Annotated in this window: 19 protein-coding genes and 1 tRNA gene; 11 read left to right on the top strand and 9 right to left on the bottom strand. The window is 51.0% G+C overall.

The window, feature by feature from the left end:
• Positions 1–18 precede the first annotated feature (18 nt).
• Together Q0Y46_RS03510 and dusA are read right to left on the bottom strand one after the other, a co-directional pair.
• The gene (locus tag Q0Y46_RS03510; protein ID WP_297944936.1) at positions 19–2,178 is read right to left on the bottom strand and encodes an ATP-dependent RecD-like DNA helicase; all 2,160 of its coding nucleotides are present in this window, start codon (positions 2,176–2,178) and stop codon (positions 19–21) included.
• A gap of 315 nt (positions 2,179–2,493) precedes the next feature.
• Positions 2,494–3,522, bottom strand: coding sequence for a tRNA dihydrouridine(20/20a) synthase DusA (gene dusA, locus Q0Y46_RS03505; RefSeq protein ID WP_297944933.1), 1,029 nt, complete (start codon positions 3,520–3,522; stop codon positions 2,494–2,496).
• Positions 3,523–3,681: 159 nt separating this feature from the next.
• On the opposite strand from dusA, the gene Q0Y46_RS03500 reads away from it, so the two are divergent.
• From Q0Y46_RS03500 to Q0Y46_RS03475, 6 genes are all read left to right on the top strand, one after another.
• The gene (locus Q0Y46_RS03500) at positions 3,682–4,524 is read left to right on the top strand and encodes a TIGR02147 family protein (RefSeq protein ID WP_297944930.1); all 843 of its coding nucleotides are present in this window, start codon (positions 3,682–3,684) and stop codon (positions 4,522–4,524) included.
• Between the two features lie 11 nt (positions 4,525–4,535).
• On the top strand, positions 4,536–5,747 hold the full coding sequence (locus Q0Y46_RS03495; RefSeq protein WP_297944927.1) for a hypothetical protein: 1,212 nt from the start codon (positions 4,536–4,538) through the stop codon (positions 5,745–5,747).
• A gap of 71 nt (positions 5,748–5,818) precedes the next feature.
• Positions 5,819–6,730, top strand: a complete 912-nt coding sequence (locus Q0Y46_RS03490) for an aspartoacylase (protein WP_297944924.1) — start codon at positions 5,819–5,821, stop codon at positions 6,728–6,730.
• A 56-nt stretch (positions 6,731–6,786) separates the two neighbouring features.
• Complete coding sequence (locus Q0Y46_RS03485) at positions 6,787–7,446, top strand: hypothetical protein (protein ID WP_297944921.1); 660 nt, start codon at positions 6,787–6,789, stop codon at positions 7,444–7,446.
• A 67-nt stretch (positions 7,447–7,513) separates the two neighbouring features.
• Positions 7,514–8,746, top strand: a complete 1,233-nt coding sequence (locus tag Q0Y46_RS03480; RefSeq protein ID WP_295678901.1) for a hypothetical protein — start codon at positions 7,514–7,516, stop codon at positions 8,744–8,746.
• 110 nt (positions 8,747–8,856) lie between these two features.
• Positions 8,857–9,651, top strand: coding sequence for an HAD hydrolase-like protein (locus tag Q0Y46_RS03475; RefSeq protein WP_297944917.1), 795 nt, complete (start codon positions 8,857–8,859; stop codon positions 9,649–9,651).
• On the opposite strand, the gene Q0Y46_RS03470 is transcribed toward Q0Y46_RS03475, so the two are convergent.
• The gene (locus Q0Y46_RS03470; protein WP_297944914.1) at positions 9,626–10,123 is read right to left on the bottom strand and encodes a hypothetical protein; all 498 of its coding nucleotides are present in this window, start codon (positions 10,121–10,123) and stop codon (positions 9,626–9,628) included. The two genes, Q0Y46_RS03475 and Q0Y46_RS03470, sit on opposite strands and share 26 nt — an antisense overlap.
• Positions 10,124–10,185: 62 nt before the next feature.
• Here Q0Y46_RS03470 and Q0Y46_RS03465 point away from each other — a divergent pair.
• Positions 10,186–10,258: transfer RNA gene (locus tag Q0Y46_RS03465), tRNA-Gly, on the top strand.
• 51 nt (positions 10,259–10,309) lie between these two features.
• Here the strand turns inward: Q0Y46_RS03465 and nudC are convergent.
• The 4 genes from nudC to Q0Y46_RS03445 all read right to left on the bottom strand — a co-directional run bounded on the left by nudC (position 10,310) and on the right by Q0Y46_RS03445 (position 15,775).
• Positions 10,310–11,155: an NAD(+) diphosphatase gene (nudC, locus tag Q0Y46_RS03460; protein ID WP_297944909.1), complete on the bottom strand. Its 846-nt coding sequence runs from the start codon at positions 11,153–11,155 to the stop codon at positions 10,310–10,312.
• Positions 11,156–11,182: 27 nt separating this feature from the next.
• On the bottom strand, positions 11,183–13,081 hold the full coding sequence (gene speA, locus Q0Y46_RS03455; protein WP_297944905.1) for a biosynthetic arginine decarboxylase: 1,899 nt from the start codon (positions 13,079–13,081) through the stop codon (positions 11,183–11,185).
• Positions 13,082–13,230: 149 nt separating this feature from the next.
• Positions 13,231–14,505, bottom strand: a complete 1,275-nt coding sequence (locus Q0Y46_RS03450; protein ID WP_295862096.1) for a saccharopine dehydrogenase family protein — start codon at positions 14,503–14,505, stop codon at positions 13,231–13,233.
• Positions 14,506–14,599: 94 nt separating this feature from the next.
• Positions 14,600–15,775: a DUF4419 domain-containing protein gene (locus Q0Y46_RS03445; RefSeq protein ID WP_297944899.1), complete on the bottom strand. Its 1,176-nt coding sequence runs from the start codon at positions 15,773–15,775 to the stop codon at positions 14,600–14,602.
• Between the two features lie 68 nt (positions 15,776–15,843).
• Between Q0Y46_RS03445 and Q0Y46_RS03440 the strand changes: the two genes are divergently transcribed.
• Positions 15,844–16,863: a GSCFA domain-containing protein gene (locus tag Q0Y46_RS03440; protein ID WP_297944896.1), complete on the top strand. Its 1,020-nt coding sequence runs from the start codon at positions 15,844–15,846 to the stop codon at positions 16,861–16,863.
• A 76-nt stretch (positions 16,864–16,939) separates the two neighbouring features.
• On the opposite strand, the gene rbr is transcribed toward Q0Y46_RS03440, so the two are convergent.
• Positions 16,940–17,479 carry a rubrerythrin gene (gene rbr / locus Q0Y46_RS03435; RefSeq protein ID WP_297944893.1) on the bottom strand — a complete coding sequence of 180 codons (540 nt, stop codon included), beginning with the start codon at positions 17,477–17,479 and terminating at the stop codon, positions 16,940–16,942.
• Between the two features lie 234 nt (positions 17,480–17,713).
• Here rbr and Q0Y46_RS03430 point away from each other — a divergent pair, with 234 nt between their 5' ends.
• The 3 genes from Q0Y46_RS03430 to cysK are packed head-to-tail and all read left to right on the top strand — an operon-like array spanning position 17,714 to position 20,916.
• Complete coding sequence (locus Q0Y46_RS03430; protein WP_297944890.1) at positions 17,714–18,547, top strand: TIGR02147 family protein; 834 nt, start codon at positions 17,714–17,716, stop codon at positions 18,545–18,547.
• A complete protein-coding gene (locus tag Q0Y46_RS03425) occupies positions 18,540–19,937 on the top strand; it encodes a hypothetical protein (RefSeq protein ID WP_297944887.1) in 1,398 nt (465 codons plus the stop codon). Before Q0Y46_RS03430 ends, Q0Y46_RS03425 begins: the two co-directional genes overlap by 8 nt.
• 58 nt (positions 19,938–19,995) lie before the next feature.
• Positions 19,996–20,916 (top strand): cysteine synthase A, encoded by a 921-nt coding sequence (cysK, locus tag Q0Y46_RS03420; RefSeq protein WP_297944884.1) that lies wholly within the window; start codon positions 19,996–19,998, stop codon positions 20,914–20,916.
• A 27-nt stretch (positions 20,917–20,943) separates the two neighbouring features.
• Here cysK and Q0Y46_RS03415 read toward each other — a convergent pair whose 3' ends face one another.
• A complete protein-coding gene (locus tag Q0Y46_RS03415) occupies positions 20,944–21,969 on the bottom strand; it encodes an Rpn family recombination-promoting nuclease/putative transposase (protein WP_297944881.1) in 1,026 nt (341 codons plus the stop codon).
• Positions 21,970–22,079: the final 110 nt, after the last annotated feature.

The raw sequence follows: 22,079 nt of genomic DNA, 5'->3' as shown, positions 1-22,079 counted from the left end.
AGCCTGGAGCCTCGAGCCTCACCCCAGCCTTTCTTTGAGTCTTGTGTACCGCTTTGTGCTGCGGTTGTTGCGCACGGCCTGGTGGAATGCTCCTGGCGCCGACAGCACCCACACGTGCCCTTTGGCTCGCGTGATGGCGGTGTAGATGAGGTTCCGCTGTAGCATCATGTAGTGGCTGGAATCGAGAACCACGATGACGGCGGGGTATTCGCTGCCCTGGCTCTTGTGAATGGTGCAGGCGTAGGCGAGGGCGAGCTGGTCCATTTCGTCGCTCTCGTATTCCACAGTCTTGTCTTCAAAGAATACAGTTACCTTGTTCGTGTTCTTGCTGATCCGGTAAATGATTCCCGTGTCGCCGTTGAAGACGTTCTTGTCGTAGTTGTTGCGGACTTGCATCACGCGGTCGCCTTCACTCCAGCGGACTCCGGCGATTCTGTGGCGTTCCACTCCGGCCCTTGTCGGGGTCCTTTCCGGGTTGAGAATGTCTTGCAAAAAGGTGTTCAGTTCGAACGTGCCGAGCGGTCCCTTGCGCATCGGGGTGAGCAACTGCATTTCTGTTTTGAGGTCGACGTTGATTTTGCTGCGGACGCCGCTAATGAGCAGTTCCCGGACAATCTCTCTTGCCTGCTCTGGCGTTTCGAAGGGGATAAAGTGGAAGTTCGGCCCGTCGATAGGCGCTGGCGTGATGCCCTGGTTGATTTTGGCGGCCTTGTCGGCGATGTCGTTGCCGCCGGATTGCCTAAAGATGTGCTGCAAGCGGATGTTCGGGATTTGCGGGCATTGGAGCAAATCGTTGAGCACGTTGCCCGGGCCTACGCTCGGCAGCTGGTTCGCATCACCGATGAATACAATGCGGGTCCTCAGCGGTGTCGCTTCGAGAATGGCTGCGGCAAGCCACGTGTCGACCATGCTGAATTCATCGATGACGAGCAAATCGCATTCCAACTGGTTGCCAATATCTTTGTTGAACTTGCCGGTGATGGGGTCCACCTCGAGCAGACGGTGGATGGTGCAGGCGTCTTCGCCGCTGCATTCGCTCATGCGCTTGGCGGCGCGCCCCGTGGGGGCGGCAAGGCGTATCTTTTCGCCCATTTTTCGGGCGAGGTGCAAAATTCCCTTGAGAATTGTCGTCTTGCCTGTGCCCGGTCCGCCAGTGATGACGCTAATCTTGTACGAAATTGCCGTCGATATGGCCTGCCGCTGTATGGGGTCGAATGCGAACTTGTGCTCGCGTTCCCAGTCTATCAGCTTGTTTTCGAAACCGTCAATGGGCAACCGGTTCCCTTGCAGGCGCAGGAGGATGTTGTCCGCGATGTTCTGTTCGGCGCGGAAGATGGGCGGGTAGAAACAGTCGTCGTCAACGCGCTTGATGCGTTCCCTGCCGCAGAGTTCCTCGAACTTCTCCAGGATGGTGTTGTAGGCGTCTTCGTCTTCGTAGGTGAGGCGCAGGTTCTTGGCCGTGCGCTCCAGGAGTGCTCCCTTGGGGAGGAAAACGTGCCCGTCGCTTGTCGATTCCTGCAAGGTGTAAAGGATGGCCGCTTCGAGCCTGACGGGGCTATCCTTCGGGAAGCCTATCTTGGTCGCAATTTCGTCCGCCTTGACAAAGCCGATGCCGTAGACGTCCTCGCAGAGCATGTAGGGGTTGTCCTTGATGCGGCGGATGGTGTCTTGGCCGTACTTGGTCCAGAGCTTTTTGGCAATGCTCCCGGTGATGTCGTGCTGGTAGAGGAACAGGAGAGTCTCGCGGCTGTGGCGGTTCTCTTGCCAGCGGGCGAGGAACAGTTCGGCCTTCTTCGCAGTCAGTCCCTTGATTTTCGTCTTGCGGAATGTGTCCGGCTCGTTGTCGAGAATGTCGGCTGTCCTGTCCCCGAAAACGGCTACGATGCTGGCCGCTGTCTTGGGGCCGATTCCCGGGAAAAGTCCGCTAGAGAGGTAAGACTCGATGCTGCTGTCTTCGGGCGCGAGGATTTCGAACCCGGTGCATACGAACTGCGGCCCGAATTTCGGGTGCCGTCCCCAATCCCCCGTAAGTTTCAGCGATTCCCCCGTCGAAAGTTCTGGAAAATTCCCAGTGACTACCACGACCTTTTGGGTCTCGGCGTCCGTCAGTCGCATGACCGTAAAACCGTTCTGCGGATTGTGGAATGTGATTGTCTTTATGCTGCCGGTGAGGATCATTGTTTTGACCGGGGTCCGTGGATAGGCGTTGTCGACTATAAACAGAAAAAAACGGAGTGTTTTTCGCACTCCGCTTTTCAGGAAATTACAAGAAAATGCTAACGGATATTAGCGAAGTTTCTTTTTCTGGCGGTCACGACGACGGCGTTTTTTACGCTTGTGGGTCGCAATCTTCCTGCGCTTTCTTTTCTTTCCGCAAGGCATGTTGTATCTCCGTTAAAGGTTAAACTGAAAATTGTGCTCCCAAATAGAGAAAAATTTGGCCGTTTTGTCAAGGGGGAAAGACCCCCTAAAAAACCCTTTTTTGGCCCGTTTTTATTCTTTTACCTGGTCCATCGCCTGGCGGATCAGGGCGACGGCTTCTCCGCGGCCCCTTGCCTTGGGGGACTCGTTGCTGAGCATCTGGCGGAACCTGCGGGCACCGGGGAGTCCGGCGAACAGCCCGTAGAGGTGCTTTACGAGAATCGTGGCGGGGCATCCGTCGGCGGTCTGCTTTTCTACGTAGGGGAGGTAGGCTTCCAGGAGCGCTTTCCGGGTCGCGGGGCGTGCTTTCCCTGCGGCAATATCGGCGGGATTGTCGCTTTCGGGGCGGACATCGCCGAAAATGCGTTCGTCTGCGTCGTGCAGGAACCACGGGTTCTCGTACGCTTCGCGGCCGACCATCACTCCGTCCAGGTCCTTAAGTTGTTCCTCCACCTGGTCGAGCGTCTTGATGCCGCCGTTGATGCTGATGTTCAGGTCCGGCATCTCGGCCTTGAGGCGGTGGACGAAATCGTAGTGCAGCGGCGGGACCTCGCGGTTCTCCTTGGGGCTGAGACCTTGGAGCCACGCCTTGCGCGCATGGATGATGAACACCTTGCATCCCGCGTCGCGGATAGTTTGTATAAAATCAGTGAAGAATTCCCAGCTGTCGAACTCGTCGACCCCGATGCGGCACTTGATGGACACGGGAATGCCCACCGCATCTTGCATGGCCTTGAAACAGTCGGCGACGACATTCTTTTCTTTCATGAGGCATGCGCCGAAGTTTCCGTTCTGCACGCGGTCCGAAGGGCATCCGCAGTTCAGGTTCACTTCCTGGAATCCCGCGGCTTCTACGAGCTTGGATGCGCGCGCGAGATCTGTTGGGTTGCTGCCTCCGAGCTGCAACACTGCGGGCTGTTCGAGCGGTTCGTGCCCGAGGAACATGTCGGTATTTTCGCAATGCAAAAGCCCGCTTGCCACCACCATCTCGCTGTAGAGCAGAACGTTCCGCGAAAGTAGACGCAAAAAATAGCGCTCGTGACGGTCGGTGCAGTCGAGCATCGGCGCAATAGAAAGACGGCGGCAGTGGTCTAAATCCATGCGGGCAAATGTAGAAAAAATCATATTGTGCCAGCTAGGGTGTATAATGATTTTTTGAATTTTTGAAATTATACGTAAAATTATACAATTTGAATAGAAAAACGAAATTTTTGTATAAAAAATGATTCCATGTGGCTAGGCATGAAATATATTTAGGGTATGATGAAATCCGTAATTGAATATGAAGACTACCGTTTGTTTATGAACGACTATTACCGGTGGAAAAAGCAGACTTCCGCTTTTTCCTGGCGTGATTTTACTAAGAAGGGTGGTTTCACTTCGCCTAACCATATGAAGTTGGTGTGCGAAGGCAAGAGCGGCCTTTCTAAAACCGGGGTTGAACGTGCCGCCGACGCTATGGACCTTGTGGGGGCCGAACGCGAGTATTTTCGACAGTTGGTGAAGTTTGGTCAAGCCAAAAAGGATGTCGATAAAAAGGCTGCCTATACCGAAATGAAGGAAATCGCGTGTGCTCGCAAAGTCCGTGTTCTGGAAGGCGAATCGATGTCTTTCTACGAGTCATGGAAATTCCCGGTACTGCGCGAACTGGCTCCCATGATGCCGGGTGCAAAACCCCTCGATATTGCCAGGGCTTGCGGCAATGCTTTTTCGGCAGAAGAGGTTCGCAATGCGCTAGCCTTCTTGACCCGGGCGAAATTCCTTAAAAAGACGGCCGACAATGTGTATGAACAGGTGGACCGTTCGTTACAGATGTCTGTTGCGGCCATGCCGGTGCTTGTCCGCGAGATGCACAAGGAAATGGCCAGTTTCGCAAAAGATGCTGTTGAAAAGTATCCTGTAGATGAACGCAACTTTACGGGGGTCACTATGGGCATAGACGATGAAGACTATGCCGAGATCTTGAAAGAATTGGAAAACTGTCGCAAGAGAATCATTTCTATTGCGAGTGCCAAAAAAGGCGGCAATCGCGTATATCGCTTGAATATGCAACTATTCCCGCTTACAGACAAAGTTCAAAAACAAGAATCCTCATTAAAGTAAGGAGCGTAACCATGAATAAGAAAATCATTATTTTTGCCTCGACCTTTGCCGCACTGGTTGCTTGCTCCGAATCGGACAAGGCTGCGGGGGGTACTATAGATGACCAGAATGCCGCTTCGGAAAAGCAAGTGAGAGAATGGCTCAATTTTGGTACGGAATGGAATGAATCCTCGTATGCTAAATTTGAGGGCGGCAGATCGGCCGTATCGGACGATGGTAACGGAGTGCGAGTGGAATGCGTTGCCGATAGCGCGTTCCTTGCGATGACGATGCAAATTTATAATTCCAGTGAGGTTTCCACCATGAGCGGAAATAAGCTTGTGAATTCGTGCGATTCGGTATTTGCGGAATTCAAGGCCGAATGCGACAAGGTGCCTAATAGCGAGTTCTATACGCCAAGTAATGGCTGTAAGGATGATGCTTTTGAAGCCGCATGCCGCGTGAAGCATGTCGGGAGTGATTCTGCAAACAAGCTGGTGTCGGAGTATGTCCATATTGCCAGCGAACGTTGTAACGTGATGACGGGGAACGCTCAAAGTTCCTCAGGGATATACTGGATAACTATGTCGTCTCCTTCAACAGAGTTAAATGGTTCAAGTTCTTCAATTTTCATTGAAGAAGATTCTGTTATAACGCCTGTTCGCGATACCGCAATAACCGTCAATTACAACCGGACTCTAGAAAACTATGTTTTGCAGTTCGCGGAGAATACAGAACAACTCTCGTTTGACGAACATGTAATTGCTTATAATGGTTATTCTGGCTTTGGATGCTCGAATTATTCCAAAAACCTTATGAATAAAACGGATCATCCGACCAAAAATTCTCCTGTGTATCAAATGGATACAAGTGATATATGGATGTGTTTCCCGATGACTGCAAAGATAATGGACGAACACCCGAGAAGAGCGAATTGTCGTTACTTTGTGATTTCCGATTATGATGGAGGCCAACCCGTAGGGCATGTTTTGAGTCGCTTTGCGGACGATGCTATTGAATTTACGTCTGTGTTTCGGTCTGTGGCTCCGGGTGGGGCTTGTGGGGTAACTGGTATGATACTTTCTGTGGCCTTTTTGATTGAGGACTGCGAGAATGAGTTTAATCTGACGGCTCCAGAAACTATTGACAACTCATTCACGAGTGAATCATGGAAATGCGGAGAGGATAATCGCGATGTAGAGGCTTATGGCGAATGGTTTAGTGGAAAATTAATTGAAAATTAAAGACGACTTCAAAAAACAATTTTTAAAATTTAAAGGGGCGTCATCGCCTCTTTTTTGCTATAATATAAAACATGAGTCAAATACGTAAAATAGTCGTTGCTGGCGGGACGCACGGGAACGAGCGAACGGGTGTTCGCTTGGTCGAGAAGTGGATGGCGTGCCCCGAATGCTACAGCACGTGCTGCCCCGGCGCCGAAGTTTCGCTGGTGCTTGCGAACCCGGAGGCCATGCGGCTCAACCGGCGTTATCGCGACTTTGATTTGAACCGTTCTTTTTCGCAGATTAGTCTTGATATGAATGCGGAACCGCAGCAGTACGAGTTCCGGCGTGCGCATGAACTGAACCGCGTTTATGGCCCGAAGGGTGCGAATACCAAGACAGACTTGTTGCTCGACGTTCACAATACGGGCTCGAACATGGGACTGTGCCTGATTCTATCGGCTCGTGATCCGTTCACGATGAAGGCTTCGGCAGTGCTTACGCATGAATTTGACGATGCTCGCATTTACTACCAACCGGAGGAACGCTCTGCATCGCCTTATTTTGGTACCGTCGCGATGGCGGACGTGTGCGTGGAAATTGGCCCGCAGCAGCATGGCACTCTAGATGCCCGCCTGTTCGAACAGACAGAAAAGCTGGTAAAGCGTTACCTGGAACTTGCGGACGAATGGAACCGAGGAGAGCTCCAGAAGCGCTCTCCTATCCAGGTGGAAGTCTATACGCAGCTGCGCGATCTCGGCTACCCCAAGGCGTGGGCCGGAGCCCCCATCGAGGCGATGATTCACCCGGATTTGCTGGGCCGTGACTTTGGCGAACTCAAGAAGGGCGATAAGCTGTTCCGCACGTTTGACGGGAAGGATATCCTTTACGAAGGCGAGGCGGATGGTCGCGAGAGCGTGTGGCCTATCTTTATTAATGAACCCGCGTATTACGAGAAGGACATTGCGATGAGCCTGACCGTAAAGACCGTGGAAATGTGGTAGCGCTTTTGATGAAGTGGTTAGTGGTTGGTGGTTAGTAATAATTAGGAATAAAAATTATGGCTGAATTTGATATGAGTGGTGTGCCGGGGGAAGATCTTTCTGTCGTTCCGGGCGAAGAACGCCTGAAGAACTTTTTTGAGCTGATGCAACAGCGCAAAAACGAGCCCTGGACTTCTAGGTTGTTCGATATCCTTGATTCCTTCGAGGACTTTTTGACGATGCGTCCGGAGCCGCCCAGAGAATGGATTGAAACGTTCGAGAAAAGCGGCAAGCAGTTCGACTATTACCAGATTGTTTTGCCCGACGATTTTAGGGACCCCTACGAGGATGATTTGGGAAACATCCGTCGCCTGCGTAACGAGTTTGAACGCACCCCGAGTACGATGGCCCTGGAACACGAATTGGTTAGCAGGAATTACTTTATCTATGAAAATGGCCATGCCGAACCCATCGCCGCACCCTGCCCGATGCTCATGCTCGAAAGCCAGGATCGGGACGATGATCAGGAGGTTTTGGAGGGGGATATCACCTGGGACTGCTGCATCTCGATCTTCCCGGATGGGAGCTATATAGCCTATAATTTGGCCAATGACCAGGAGGAAGAGCTCGGTGAGGACTTCAAAATGGTCTTTGACAAGTATATTAAGACCCTTTCGAGGCTCCAATTGGTGATTCCTGTGGAAGGACGTGATTACGGAATCCTAAAAAGTGTATAGATTTAGAGTAGGGAGGTTAGTGAGGTAGGATAACATGGTTAGATCCGTGCGCATATTGTCTATTGCAATGTTGCTACTTGCAAACTGGGTTTGGGCGTTTGTTCAGGACCCTGTTCCACCGTCTAGCCAACAGAATTACTTTCTGGACGAAGACGAGGATGGCCGGATGGACCATCTCCAGATCCGATTCTTAGGAGTCATTACTAAAGAGTACATTAACGAAAAAATGGATAGCCTTGCTGTGAACTGGGTTGACACGCTTGGTCAGGCAATCCGCATCATTATTCCAAAAGAAAAATTTGTTTTGGATACTGTGAGTAACCGCGTCATTTTCATTGATCTCTCTGACAAACAGTATTTGTTCCAGCAAATGACAGGACTGACGTCTCCAGATTTTTTTGTGTATTTCTCGGGATCTTGTGACTTGTATCTTTCGGATGGAAGTTCCTATCGCGTCAATGTAAAAGATGGAATGGCTCCAACGATTAGAACGTGTCAACTCAAAACTCGCCGTGCTGGTGGCACCGATACGTTGAAGGTCTTGTTCTCCGAAAAGGTAAAGCCTGCACACAATTGTGACGTGTACATGGAGTTCTGGTCTTTTAAGGATTCTGTTGTGCGCGAGCTTGTTCCGACATCGATTGAGTGGAATGTTTTTAATAACGAGGCTTCGCTCATTTTTGATGGTAACGCGAGTTCCAGTGATCGAATGACTGTGAGGGATTCTGTTCGACTGCTGTATGCTTGCATGAAGGATTCTAGTAACAACGCAGTAACTAAGAAATCCAAGTTCCATGCTGTAGAAGGTTTCTTCCCGTTCGAACTGTTCAGGCAGAACCTTGTTAGAACTTATGATCAAGAAGAACTGTCTGATTCTGTATTCCAGTTGACTTTTGAAAACCTGGACACTAAGGTTCCTAACGATACGGTCTGGGGTGTTGCGGTGGATGTTCTTGGATCTGACTTTGAAGCTTCGGTCCGTGAAATTTTGAAAATGCGTTCTCAAGAAGAATTCAAAGCTTCGAAGGTGACGGTTTTGTTCAACGTGAGAATTTATACCAACCTTGGCTCATTTGTTGCTAATGCAAGGTACAAGGTAAAGGGTAACGACAAGCGGTTTGGAAAGTCGGCGAAGCGTCTGTTCTTACGTTGGAATACGGTGGATGCGCATCATCGTCGTGTTGGCAGTGGTGCTTACTTAGCAAACATTGCTGTAATAATCAAGTACGATGGCAAGACTGTCTACTACAGCGAAGACGAGGGCATTACGACCCAAGTATTCGGGGTCCTTCGTCGCTGATGGACTTGCTTGAAAAACAAATTTATTTACGCTATCAAAAACTGATTTGCGAAAAGAATAGACCCGACCTGGGTACGAGGTCGGGGATTTTTTATTCACAATCTATTACTTTGTCTGAAATTATTGGCGAGTACGATGCCTTTTGTTTTGATGGCTATGGAACCTTGTACAATCGTGGCGATTATGTTTACCCCGGTGCAAAGGAATGGTTCATGGAACTGCGCAGGGCAGGGAAAGAACTCCGGCTTGTGACGAATGCCGCCTCGGATGTGGATGCCGCTCTTGCAAAGAGCGCTGCGGATCGTGGGTTTGATTTTACGGCATCTGAAACTATTTCTTCGGGAAGTTTGCTTGCTGCGGCCGTTAAAGAAATTCGTGAGTCTGGTGAGTATTGTTTGCGGGAAGTGTTCTATATTGGCCGGGAAACGGGGAAGAATGTGCTTGGTGCCTGTGGCATAACGGCTGTGGAAAATCCTATTGAGCCAATCGTTGCTGTATCTTCATCGACGGCAACTCCAGAGATGTTCAAACATGCGGTGGATATTTTGTCGCACGAGCGTGCGCTTCTTTTAGTTCTGAATCCTGACGCCTGGGCTCCGAATATCGATGGCTCGCGTTCTCCGGTATCGGGAGCTCTTTGTGAACAACTTCGTTTGAACTCTGGAGCGGAATCTGTTTATCTAGGGAAACCGTTCCCGGAAATTTGGGAACGCGTGCGCAAAACGCTCCCAACGGGCTCACGGGTGCTGATGGTCGGTGATACGCTGGGTACGGATGTATTTGGTGCCCAAGTCGCCGGCTTCGACAGTGCGCTTGTCGTGGGACGGAACGTCCCTGAAGCGGACCTGGCCGCCGACGAAGCCGCCTTGCATATACGCCCTAATTTTTATCTGGTGCCTGGGTAGTGTCGGTGGGTGCCGCACTCGTGGGTTTGTCTGCAACGATTACGTACAGCGTATCGTGAATGATGACTGTGTCTTTGACGAAAATGGTGTCGTGTGCGCAGACTGTTGGCTTGGGGGCCGGTTGAGAAGAGGATGACGCGGGCGCTTCTTTGGCTATGCTTGATGAGGTTTCCGCTTCACCGGCATTGATTCTTTCTACAAGTTTGTTCCGTTGTTCGCGGAGCTCCTCGAGTTCCTTTTTCAAACGGGCCTTGTTTCCGGGCCTGCGTTCTCTGGAATACTTGCCTTCTGTTTTGGTTATCTTGGAATCCAGTTCCTTGAGCTGATCGTACAGTGGGCCTTCGCCTTCCAATGTCGGGGAGGGGTTGAAGAAGTCGACAAACTTTTGCCACATGGATTTTTCTTCGGCCGAGGTGGTGGCTGCTGTGGTAAGAACGATCAACGGAATGGATATGGCGAGTAACCTTTTCATGGGCGAAATGATAGAAAAATCCCTTTACAATACGATATGCTTTTATTACATTTGAAGTGCTCGCGGGAGTAGCTCAGTTGGTAGAGCGCGACCTTCCCAAGGTCGATGTCGAGGGTTCGAGACCCTTTTCCCGCTCTAAAAAAGCCTGGTTTAAAAACCAGGTTTTTTGTTTTATGGTGAAAGTGTTTACGCTTTGTGGCGGAAGTCTTCGATGAGGCAGCAACTGATGCTGACGTCGGTCTCGTATTCGGGAATGTCTTCGCGCTTAACCCACATGGCTTCGGAGAGTTCTTCCTTTTGCATGCGGATAGTATCGTCGCCATCGAGTTCGGCGGTAAAGCCTGCAATCAGTGAATCACTAAAAGCCCACGGCTGCGAACTGAAGTAACGAACATTCTTCACGCGAAGGCCTGCTTCTTCCATGACTTCGCGGTGTACCGCCTGTTCCAGACTTTCGCCAACTTCCACAAAACCCGAAATCAAGAAGAGTCTCGGGTTCGGGTTATCGATATTGTGCGCCATCAAAAGTTTGTCGCCATTATGGACGGCTACAATTACGACCGGAGAGATGCGCGGATAAACGATGTTTCCGCATTTGGGACAAATAATAGAACGTTCTTTGTCGCCACGGATGGTCACGTTCCCGCAACGGCCGCAGAACTTGTTGAGCGATTCCCAATGCGCAATGTGCGTCGCTGTTGCACCGCCCAAGCGTTCTACGGGGGCCATGGCACGGAAAGTGCGGTTGCCCATGTATTCGTAACCGCTAGGTGCTTCTGCTTCAAAAGTAGCCTTGCTATCGTCTAAGAAGAAGGCTGTATCGTCGATGCTGAAAAGGTAATGGCCTTCGAAATCAGCGAGAGCTTTATTTTCGAGCGCAAGGAGTTCGCCAACACGAGGAATCGCGTAACCGCCATCCACTTTTTTGAGGAGTGTCTTCGCCCCATTGTAACGGATAATGAAATCGGTGGCCTTCGGATCAGCGATTTTGAATTCGTTGTTGAAAACGTGCGGCGCTATTTCATGAATCATAGAATTTCCCTAACCACTAACCACCAATCACTCCAGATACGTATATCCGTACAGGCCGCTGCGGTAGATGTTCAGGAATTCCTTGCCTTCTTGCAAACTGATTTTCCCTTCCTTCACGGAGCGGGTCACCCAGTTTTCCATGTTGCGCACCAGGGCCTTGTCGCTGAAGCTCACGTAGTCGAGTACGTCTTCTACGGATTCGCCGTCGATGACCTTTTCGATTTCGTAGCCACCCTGTTCGTTGCAGACAATATGGACGGCGTTCGTGTCGCCGAAGAGGTTGTGCAGGTCGCCGAGGATTTCCTGGTAGGCACCCACGAGATAAACCGCGATGTAGTAAGGCTCGTTCTTTTTCAGCTTATGCAGCGGGAGCGTATGGCTCACGTCGCCACCACGGATGAATAGGGCAATCTTTCCGTCGGAGTCACAAGTGACATCCTGGATGGTGGTTTCTACCGTGGGTTCTTCGTCTAGCCGCTGGATAGGCATGACCGGGAAAATCTGGTCGATGGCCCAACTGTCGGGCAGGCTCTGGAAAAGGCTGAAGTTTCCGAAATACTTCTCGGCCAAGAGGCGGGGGAGTTCCGCCAGTTCGTAAGGCGGGTGGCGCAGTTCGCTTGCAATCTGGTTCACTTCGCGGGCAATGCTCCAGAAAAGGCGTTCGCTCATGGCGCGGGTGGGCAAATCGTAGTCGCCCACTTTGAATCCGCTCAGAACGTCGTCGTTCAGCTGCATGGCATCGTGCCAGCTTTCCAGCAGGTTCTTCGGGGAAAGCCCCTTGTAAATCCCGTAAAGGTCTTTCAGTGCATCGGGTGCGTCGTCACCGATTTCGTGTTCCTCGTCGTCGAAGAATGCCTGGCTTGCAGTTTCCAGAATGTTGAACACCAGAATGGAATGGTGCGCCGAAAGCGCACGGCCCGATTCTGCGATGATGTTCGGGTGCGAAAGCTTTGCCTCTTCGCAGGCTTCGTAGATGGCGTACACCACGTCGTTTGCGTATTCCTGGATGGAATAGTTCACGGAACTTGCGTTGGTGCTGCGGGTGCCGTCGTAATCAACTCCCAAGCCGCCACCCACGTCCACGAATTCCAGACTCATTCCCATCTTGCGAATTTGAATGTAGAACTGCGAAATTTCGCGGAGCCCGTTCTTGATATTGCGGATATGCGTAATCTGGCTACCCAGGTGGAAATGGATGAGCTTCATGCAGTCTTCCATTTTCTCTTCCTTGATGTAGTCCAGCGCTTCCAAAAGTTCAGAACTGTTCAGGCCGAACTTGCTGTGGTATCCGCCGGATTCTTCCCACTTGCCGCTGCCGGAGCTTGCAAGCTTGATGCGGATACCGATGTTCGGGCGCACACCGATGCGGCGGGAAAGTTCCACCACCAGGTGAAGCTCGTTCATCTTCTCGACGACGATGAAAATTTTCTTGCCCATCTTCTGTGCAAGGAGTGCGAGTTCGATGAAGTCTTCGTCCTTGTAGCCGTTACAGATGATCAGTGCATCGGGGTTGTCCATGTTGGCGAGGACGGCGTGCAGTTCCGGCTTGGAACCGGCTTCGAGCCCGATGTTGAATTTCTTGCCGTGGCGCACGACTTCTTCCAAGACGGCGCGCTGCTGGTTCACCTTGATGGGGAAGATGCTGTAGTAGCTCCCCTTGAAACCGTATTCCTTGCGGGCCTTGTTGAAGCACTCGTTGATTTTTTCGATGCGGCTATCCAGGATATCCGGGAAACGCAACAGCATCGGGGTAGAGACGTCGCGGAGTGAAAGTTCCTGTACCAAGTCGTACAGGTCAATGTCTGGGCCGCCTTCCTTGAGTGGATGAACTGTCGCGTGGCCCTTCTCGTTGATGTCGAAGAAGTTTACGCCCCAACCCTTGACGTTGTACAAGTCGCGGGAATCGTCAATGCGCCATTTTTTCATGTTAGAGTCTAGAGGTTAGAGGTTAGGATTTAGGGATTAGGATCTAGGGGTTAGAATCTAGGATCTAGGGATTGGAGAAAAATCAGACGCACGAAGTGCGTGATTCTTATTCACTAGCCTCTAGATTCTAGTCTCTAGCCCCTTTTACTCTAGTCAACGAGAACAGGGTTAAAGTTTTCCTTCCACGGGAGGCCGTACTTGGTGAGGGCTTCCATGAACGGATCCGGATCAAATTCTTCGACGGTGTGCACGCCCGGCTTGTTCCACTTGCCAGTAAGTACCATCATGGCGCCGCACATGGCCGGAACGCCGGTGGTGTAGGCGATAGCCTGGCTACCGAGTTCCTTGTAGCATTCCTGGTGGTCGCAGACGTTGTACAGGTAGTAGGTCTTCGGCTTGCCGTCCTTGGTACCCTTGAAGATACAACCGATGTTCGTCTTGCCCACGGTGCGGGGGCCGAGGCTTGCCGGGTCCGGAAGGAGAGCCTTCAAGAACTGGATAGGCACAATTTCCTGGCCCTGGAACTTGATGGGCTGCGTGCTGAGCATGCCCACGTCTTCGAGGCAGCGCATGTGGTCGAGGTAGCTCTGGCCGAATGTCATGAAGAAACGGATGCGCTTCACGCCCGGGATGTTCTGGGCGAGCGATTCGATTTCTTCGTGGTGCAGCAGGTACATGTCCTTCTTGCCCACTTCGTCAAACACGTATTCGCGCTTGATGCTCATGGCCGGGATTTCGACCCAGTGGCCCTTGCCATTTTCGTCGGTGTCCCAGTAGCTGCCCGGAGCGGAAACTTCGCGCAGGTTGATTTCGGGGTTGAAGTTCGTTGCAAACTTGTAACCGTGATCGCCGCCGTTGCAGTCGAGGATATCGATTTCTTCGATGGTGTCGAACTGGTGCTTGAGGGCGTAGGCGCAGTAGGCCTGGGAAACACCCGGGTCGAAGCCGGAACCGAGCAGTGCCGTGAGACCGGCCTTTTCAAACTTTTCTTTATATGCCCACTGCCAGCTGTAGTCGAAGTAGGCGCTGAAGCCCTGTTCCTTGCAGCGCTTGTCGTAGACCTTGCGCCACTCGGGGTCGTCGATGTTTTCGGGCTCGTAGTTCGCCGTGTCCATGTAGTTTACGCCGCATTCGAGGCAGGCGTCCATGATGGCGAGGTCCTGGTAGGGGAGCGCGATGTTCATCACCAGGTCGGGCTTGTATTCCTTGATGAGCTTTACAACGTTCTCTGCCTTGTCGGCGTCCACGGCGGCAGTCGTGATGACCGTCTTCGTGTTCGGGCGGAGTTCCTGTGCCAGCTTTTCGCAGTTTTCGCGATGACGGCTCGCAATGCAGATTTCGCTGAAGACTTCGCTGCAGGTGCAGCACTTCTTGATAGCAACTGTGGCGACGGCGCCACAACCGATAATCAAAGCTCTTGCCATTTTTTGTTTGTTCCTCATTTGTTGAGAGTTAATCCATCGGGATGGCGATCCCGGTAGAGTATGTTGATGTAACAAATGTAGTAAAAGGCGGGCGTCAGCGCGTCAAAATGTAGCCGCGGATGGTTTTCAGGTGCTTTGTTTTCGGGTCGATGGTCACTCCCCAGAATCCGGTGGAAAGCTGCAAGGGGATTTCTTTGCCTAGATATTTCCATTTGACAGGAATATCGTTCTTCCCGATGGTGAAATCCTTGTATTCAAGAGGCTTGTCCCAGTCGGTCCGATGCTTCAAAGGTTGCTTCGCTTCTGCTAGGTTTTTCTTTACCTTTTCTTTCATCTTGTCATCAAGCGATTCTATAAATTCTTTGGGCATTTGTTCCATCATCATCCGTTCTTGGCCTATCTTGTCGATGTAGGGGAAGAATTTTGTAATCCATCCGTTGATGTGCGGAACGGTTCCGCTTCCGTGTCCTGGCGGAATGTACTTGTAGATGCCTCTCCAGAATTCCATATTGAACTTTTTATCGAAAGTAAGAATAAATTCATTTAGGATGGGGTCGATTTGCTCCGCCCACCAAGTCATATCCAGAATGCTTGCCAGCTTGTCGAATGAATCTTTCAGTTTTTGCCAGTCTTGCTTGTTTCCCTTGATGAAAATTTGGGGGATCCCGCACAATGTCATTATGGTGTAGGTGTAGTATTCCGAACTGATGGACATGACCATCGTCTTTGTGACGAATTTGTCGATGGCGGTGGATGTGGAGAAGTCAACTTCAAACGCGGTTCTTGTGGCTTCGGGGAGTTTTTTGTAAAGTGTGTCGTATATTTGAGTGATGTCCTTCTTCCAAGCGCTTGGCGGTGATTGTGGAGTAAGGGAATTGTCTATAATGACGATGTTTGTGTCCGCCCCGTCCCGCACGAACTTGTCCTTGAGCGCGTCGCGGTTGTGCTTGACGTGCTGGCGGATTCCGTCCATCAGCATGAGCCAGATATCGTCGGGATAAATCTCGATGGAATGGTGGTTGGCAAAAGCGACCCCTAACATGCCGACGAACGGATGCGGAAGTTTTCGCTTGCCGCTTCCTTTTAATTCCTTGATAAACTCTTTGCCGGTGCGCTCGTCCAAGAGTACTTGCTTGTTGCCTAACCCAATGTCATGTGTCATGGTATATTGGGGTGTACTGTCCTTGACGTCCTTGTCCTTGACAATGGCGTCTGCGGCAGCTGTGCTAAAACCAATTGCGAAAACCAGCAAGAGAATAAATCTAATCATAGCTTAAATATACAATAGAAGCTGTTGCAAGAAGTCATTTCGACAGGGCTAGGAGCTATATTTACATCATGGAATTTTTCACGAAAACAGACATCTCTGTCCCGGATTGGCAAATTGACTACACCGGGAAAGTCGCCTTTATCGGCTCCTGCTTTGCCGACAATATTTCGAGGCGCTTTACGGAAAGGAAATTCCACGTGCTTTCGAATCCCTTCGGGACCATCTACAATCCGCTTTCAATTGCAGCCATGCTGAAGAACATCGCAGATGCAAAAACCTACGGGGAAGGGGATGTTTTCCAGGATGCCCGAGCTCCGTTATGGCATTGCTGGGGCGCGCACGGCTCGCTCTCGGCGCCGACCCGCGAAGGCTGCGTCGCGAACCTGAACGATGCTGCAGCCCGTGCAAGAACATTCCTGCAAAGCTCCGATGCTGTTTTTGTTACGCTGGGCACGGCGTTCGTCTATTTCTTGAAGCAGACAGGGGAGGTGGTCTCGAATTGCCACCGGCAGGATCCGGGCCTCTTTACTCGGGAACTTATTTCTGTGGAACGTGCGGTTGCTGCGCTGCGCGACATCGTCGATAGCCTGCATAAAATAAGACATGGGAAGGTCCATGTCGTGTTCACCGTGTCGCCGCTCAGGCATGCGGGGGACGGGATGCACAACAATACGCTTTCCAAGGCAACGTTGCAATTGGCCGTGAACCGGATCGTAGAGGAATTTGCGGCTGGACGTTCTGGCGATTCCTCCGGCGAAATCTCTGTTGAATACTTCCCGAGTTACGAAATCGTGATGGACGAACTGCGCGATTACCGCTTCTATGATGCCGATATGGTGCATTTGTCCGAGACGGCTGAGGAATACATTTTTGAACGCATGGTCGAAACTTATTGCGATGCGACCACGCGCGAGAACATCCGCAAGGTGGAAAAGTTCCTGAAAAGTGCTCGCCACCGTATAAGCGACGCTTCGACACCGGCGGCTGTTGAGTTCGCAAAGAAATGCCTTGCGCAGGTTGCGGAACTGGAATCGCAAATCCCCGGGCTTGACCTCGTCGAGGAACGCGAACGCTTCATGGCTCCTTAAAAAAATGCCCGGCCGGAGCCGGACATGTCAGTGTCAAAAAGACGTTCTTGCTAAATAGTAGCGCAAAACGACTTGTTTAGAAGTTTTCAGCAGTGACTTCGAAGAAGGACTGCGGATGGGCGCACACCGGGCATGCGGCCGGAGCCTTGGTGCCGACGACGATGTGGCCGCAGTTGCGGCATTCCCACACCTTGACTTCGCTCTTCTCGAACACGGCGGCGGTTTCCACGTTCTTGAGGAGGGCGCGGTAGCGTTCTTCGTGGCGCTTTTCGATTGCAGCGACCATGCGGAACTTGTTGGCGAGGGCCTTGAAGCCTTCTTCTTCGGCGGTCTTCGCGAAACCTTCGTACATGTCGGTCCATTCGTAGTTTTCACCTTCGGCAGCAGCCTTCAGGTTTTCGGCTGTGTCACCGATGCCTTCGAGTTCCTTGAACCACAGCTTGGCGTGTTCCTTCTCGTTATCGGCAGTCTTCAGGAAGAGTTCGGCAATCTGCTCGAAACCATCCTTCTTGGCGCGGCTAGCGAAGTAGGTGTACTTGTTGCGGGCCTGGGATTCGCCTGCGAATGCGGCCTGGAGATTCTTTTCGGTCTGGGTTCCGGCGTACTTGTTTGCCATAGTTTCCTCTTGGGGTTGCGGGTTCCGAGAAACCCTGTCTTGTGTCTTTGTTTTGTCAATATAGTTTTTTTGACAAAGTCGCGACAACAAAAATCGCCAAATGATACGTGTTGTATCATTTCAGAAAAATTTCTGCATATTTTAACTAATTTTTGTTGAAAATTGTTGAATTTTTTGAACTTTGTATCATTCCAACTATTGCACAAATCGTTTTTTCTAGGTAGATTTATAAACATGAAACCGATAACTGAATACAAAGACTACCGCAAGTACATGCAAGACTTCTACGACGAGCGCAAGCGTACGGGCGCGTTCTCGTGGAGGGAGTTTTCCAAGCTTGCCGGTTTTACTTCCCCGACGTATCTCAAGTTGGTATGCGAAGGGAAGAGCGGGTTGAGCAAGGTCAAGATGCTGCAGGTTTCCAAGGCAATGGGCCTTACTGGGTACGAAGAGGAATACTTTTCGCTGCTCGTAGTGCTTGCCAAGGCGACTAAGGATGCCGACAAAAAGGCGACTCTCCTCAAGATGGAGAAAATCGCCCTTGAGCACAAGGTGCGCGTTGTGGATAGCGAAACCTTCCAGTATTATGAATCGTGGAAGTATCCTGTCATTCGTGAACTTGCTCCGATGATGCCTGGCGCACAGCCTCGCAAGCTCGCTGACGAATGCAAAGAATACATCTCCGCCGAGGAAGTCCGCGACATTCTTGCCTTTTTGGTGAAAACGGGATTCTTGAAGAAGAACGGCGATAAAGTCTATACGCAAACCGAGAAGTCTGTCACCGGTTCGCCGGAAGCGTTGCCCATTGCCATCCGTGCCATGCACAAGGAGATGGGCAACATGGCAGTGCGTGCGGTCGACCGCTACAGTGCGAGCGAACGCTACTTCACGGGCATGACCATCGGCGTGAACGAGGCGAACTACTCGCGCATTGTCGCCGAAATCGATACCTGCGCTAAGAAAATTGCCGCTATCGCCAATGAAACAGAGAATTTAAACCAGGTCTACGGACTCAATTTCCAACTTTTCCCATTTACAAATAAGATTGAAGGAGGAAGCCATGCTTAACCTTAAACAGATCTCTTATATCGGTCTTGCCCTTTGTGCACTGACCGCTTGCTCCTTAGAAGATTCTTCCGTGGCCGGGACGACGACAGTCCCGAACGCAACCGCTGAAAACATAAGTTCTTCTAGTGAGGTGGCTGCGAGCTCTTCGGATGGTGCTTCTGTAAGTAGCTCCCAGGGCAATTCCGCTAACGTTGCTCAGGACATTGTTTTCTCGACGAAAGCGACCGCGAAAGAGCCCCTCTCCCGTGGCGAAATTGTTGTCTATGGCGAAGAAAATGGTGCTATAGCCGCTTGTACGGCTGATGGAAAATCCTATGAGGCAAAACTCAAGGTAAATAACGGCCTTGTTGAAAAATCCATAGAAATGAAAAACTTTGGAAGCTCTTGTGATAGCTTTCTCGCGGAATTTATTGCTTCGTGCCATTCCAATGTTTCTGTCAATAATGGAAAGAATAGCGAACAATCTTGTGATGAAAATGGCAACGTGAAGGCGTATTGCTTTGATGATGGATCAATTCCTGCGGATACGACCGTTGATTTCAATAAAGCCTTTAATAGTTTATCGAATTTCTCGGGCGAATTGTGCTATGCTATTACTACAGGCGCAAACTCAACGACTATGCTTTTTTCAACTCTGTCTTCGACGTCACGCGATTTCTCCAGTTCAAGCGTCTTTGTTGAAACGTCTCACGATCCTATTGACCCTAACGAGAAATGCATAGAAGAGACAGGGAAGAAGTGCGATGACAATAATCCCGTGGATACTCCCGTTGTTGATCCTCGCCAGGAGTTGCCCTCGTCGCCTGCAGTGGGTATCGATACAAGTGCAAATCGTTCTTTTATCATAAAGCCGGATGTTGAAACGTTGAATGTCTCTGATGATGAGCGTGCTGTATTGGATAGCCTTGCGATGGCATTCCCCTCAAAATCCGAGATAGACCAATTTGATGGACTGTGGGTCTATGAAGCGGCTCGATACTATGCGTTCGGCTCTTCTTCAGAAAAATATTATGTAGGTGCGGGTTCAACTCGTTGCGATGTCGATGTGTTCAGGGACAAATTCGGACTAGAACGTTCTGCAAACTGGTTGTCGGGGTATTATAATTTGCGTAATCTTTACAATACGATTCTTCAGTACTCTGATTCTGTAATTGTTTATTTAGTGGCAGGATCTATGGAGAGTGAAAGTGTGGAAACTTTGTTCAGAACGGAATGTGAATCGGTTGCGGGTTCGTTCTATAATTATCCTTCAAAGGGAATGGTGAATAATGTAGGGATGGCTTGTGCCGTCAAGAATTTCACGGGTGTCACGCTCGATGCTATTCTCGGCCAACAGGCAAGCCTGTGTGAAAATATGTATGTAACCTTAGTCCACCCCGTTCAGGATTAATCAAGTAAATCAAAAAAAATGCTAGATTGTTCTCCGTACAGTACGGAGAACTTTTTTTATGGCTATTTACAACAGCATTCTCGAAACCATCGGCAAAACGCCGCTCGTGCGCATCAACAAGATTAACGACAGCGAAGCCGAAGTCTTCGTGAAACTCGAAATGTTCAACCCGCTCGGCAGCGCGAAAGACCGTGTGGCGCTGAGCATGATTGAGGCTGCCGAACGCGATGGCAAACTCAAACCGGGGGCCCTCATCATTGAACCGACCAGCGGCAACACGGGCGTGGGCCTTGCCTACGTAGGGGCCGTGAAGGGCTACAAGGTGGTGCTCACGATGCCCGATTCCATGAGCATGGAACGCAGGCTGCTCTTGAAGGCGCTCGGGGCTGAGGTCGTGCTGACTGAAGGCGCGAAGGGCATGGCCGGCTGCATTGAGAAGGCAAACGAGATTGCTGCGCAGAACCCGGGAAGCTTTATCCCGCAGCAGTTCGAGAATCCGGCAAACCCGGAAGCGCACTACCTCACGACGGGTCCCGAAATTTGGCGCGATACCGACGGCAAGGTGGACGTGTTCATCGCGACGGCGGGGACCGGCGGTACCGTGTCGGGTACGGCCAAGTACCTCAAGGAGAAGAACCCGAACATTTATGTAATCGCCATCGAACCCGACGATTCTCCCATGATTAGCAAGGGCGTCGCGGGCCCGCACAAGATTCAGGGAATCGGCGCGAACTTCATCCCGAAAATCTACGACCCGAAGGTGGTCGACGAGGTGTACCTCACCAGCACCGAGAAGGCCGGGAGTGCGGCCCGCGCGGCTGCCGCCGAGGAGGGCATCTTTGTCGGGATTTCTTCCGGTGCCGCTTTGGAATGTGCCCTCACGGTGGCGAAGCGCCCCGAATTCAAGGGCAAGCGCATTGTAGCGGTGCTCCCCGATACGGGCGAGCGTTACCTGAGCACCTGGCTTTGGAACGAGTAGGCTTGCGCTGATTCGGGGGGGGGGAGGCTATTTGCTCAATGCGGCAAGTTTTGCCTTGAACTCGGATATCTGTTCGGGCGATAGGTTCATGCCCTGCAGTATGGAAATCGCATCATTGTGCCCCTTGGATTTGCCTTCGGTAAGTCCCTTGGCTCGGCCTTCGGCAAGTCCCTCGGCAAGTCCTTTGGCATGGCCTTCGGCCTGGGCTCCTGCCAGACTTCGAAGAACTCTACTGGCAATCACCGTTGATAATTCTTCCTTCGTCACCATGTCCTTTTCCTGCCTCGTTAAGAGTTCATCGTCTGCGTTGTCTACCCGGATGCGCTCCAGGGCTTCTTCCAAGATTTCGTTGCCGAAGTGGGGCAACTCCTTGCCGTCCCCAGCGTGGTTCAGCAGATACAGCCAAGCATCTACGGAATCGTTAACTTCGCTGATGGATTTCTTGAATTTGGGTAGACTTATCATAATATACTTATTTTTTGCGAAGATAGGTGCGGTACTGCCGTTTTTCAGTGAGTTGCGGCTATATAGCGCCCATTCATCTAGGTATTCATCTTCCCTGGAATCGGGCAGATCAAAATCGCAAATCCATATGGCCACCGTCTCCGGAAGCTCGTAGCGCTTGCTTTCACGCTCCACTTTGGAGAGTGCCAAGAATTCCTTGGAATGTTCCATTTCCTGTTTGCCTTTGATAATCAGGAATGCCTTGTATAGGATAGCCCTGTCGGTAAAGAAGTCGTGCTCCGCCTTCTGCATTTCCACATCAATGAATCGTCCTGATCCCGTAGTGGCGAAGATGTCTAAGATGACCTTCTTGCTCAATGCGGAACGCATCGTTATAGTCTTGTCAAAGGTGAAGGTGAGGTTCTTGATTTTGTCGTTACCCTCCAGTTGCAGAACTCCGTTCAGGAAGTCCTTGAGCGCATCCTCGCTGTCGAAGAGTTCCTTGAAGCCCGTGTCGAACCTAGGATCCAGATAGACTTGCCCTTGCAGTCGCTCGGGTATCGGTTTCTTGCGAATCGGTTTTTGTTTTCTTTGCTTCTTTCCTGTCATGAGATTAAGTCGGGTTCGCCCCGAAAAGCGGCAGGACGGAATGGTCCTGTAATATGTAAGACGATTTTCCGGCGAAAATGAGCCGAAAAAGTTTGTTTACGTGTGTTTTT

Source organism: uncultured Fibrobacter sp., assembly GCF_947305105.1.
Classification (GTDB): Bacteria; Fibrobacterota; Fibrobacteria; order Fibrobacterales; family Fibrobacteraceae; genus Fibrobacter.
Note: the sequence above shows the minus strand (reverse complement) of the source record. Positions and strands in the feature narration are given on the sequence as shown.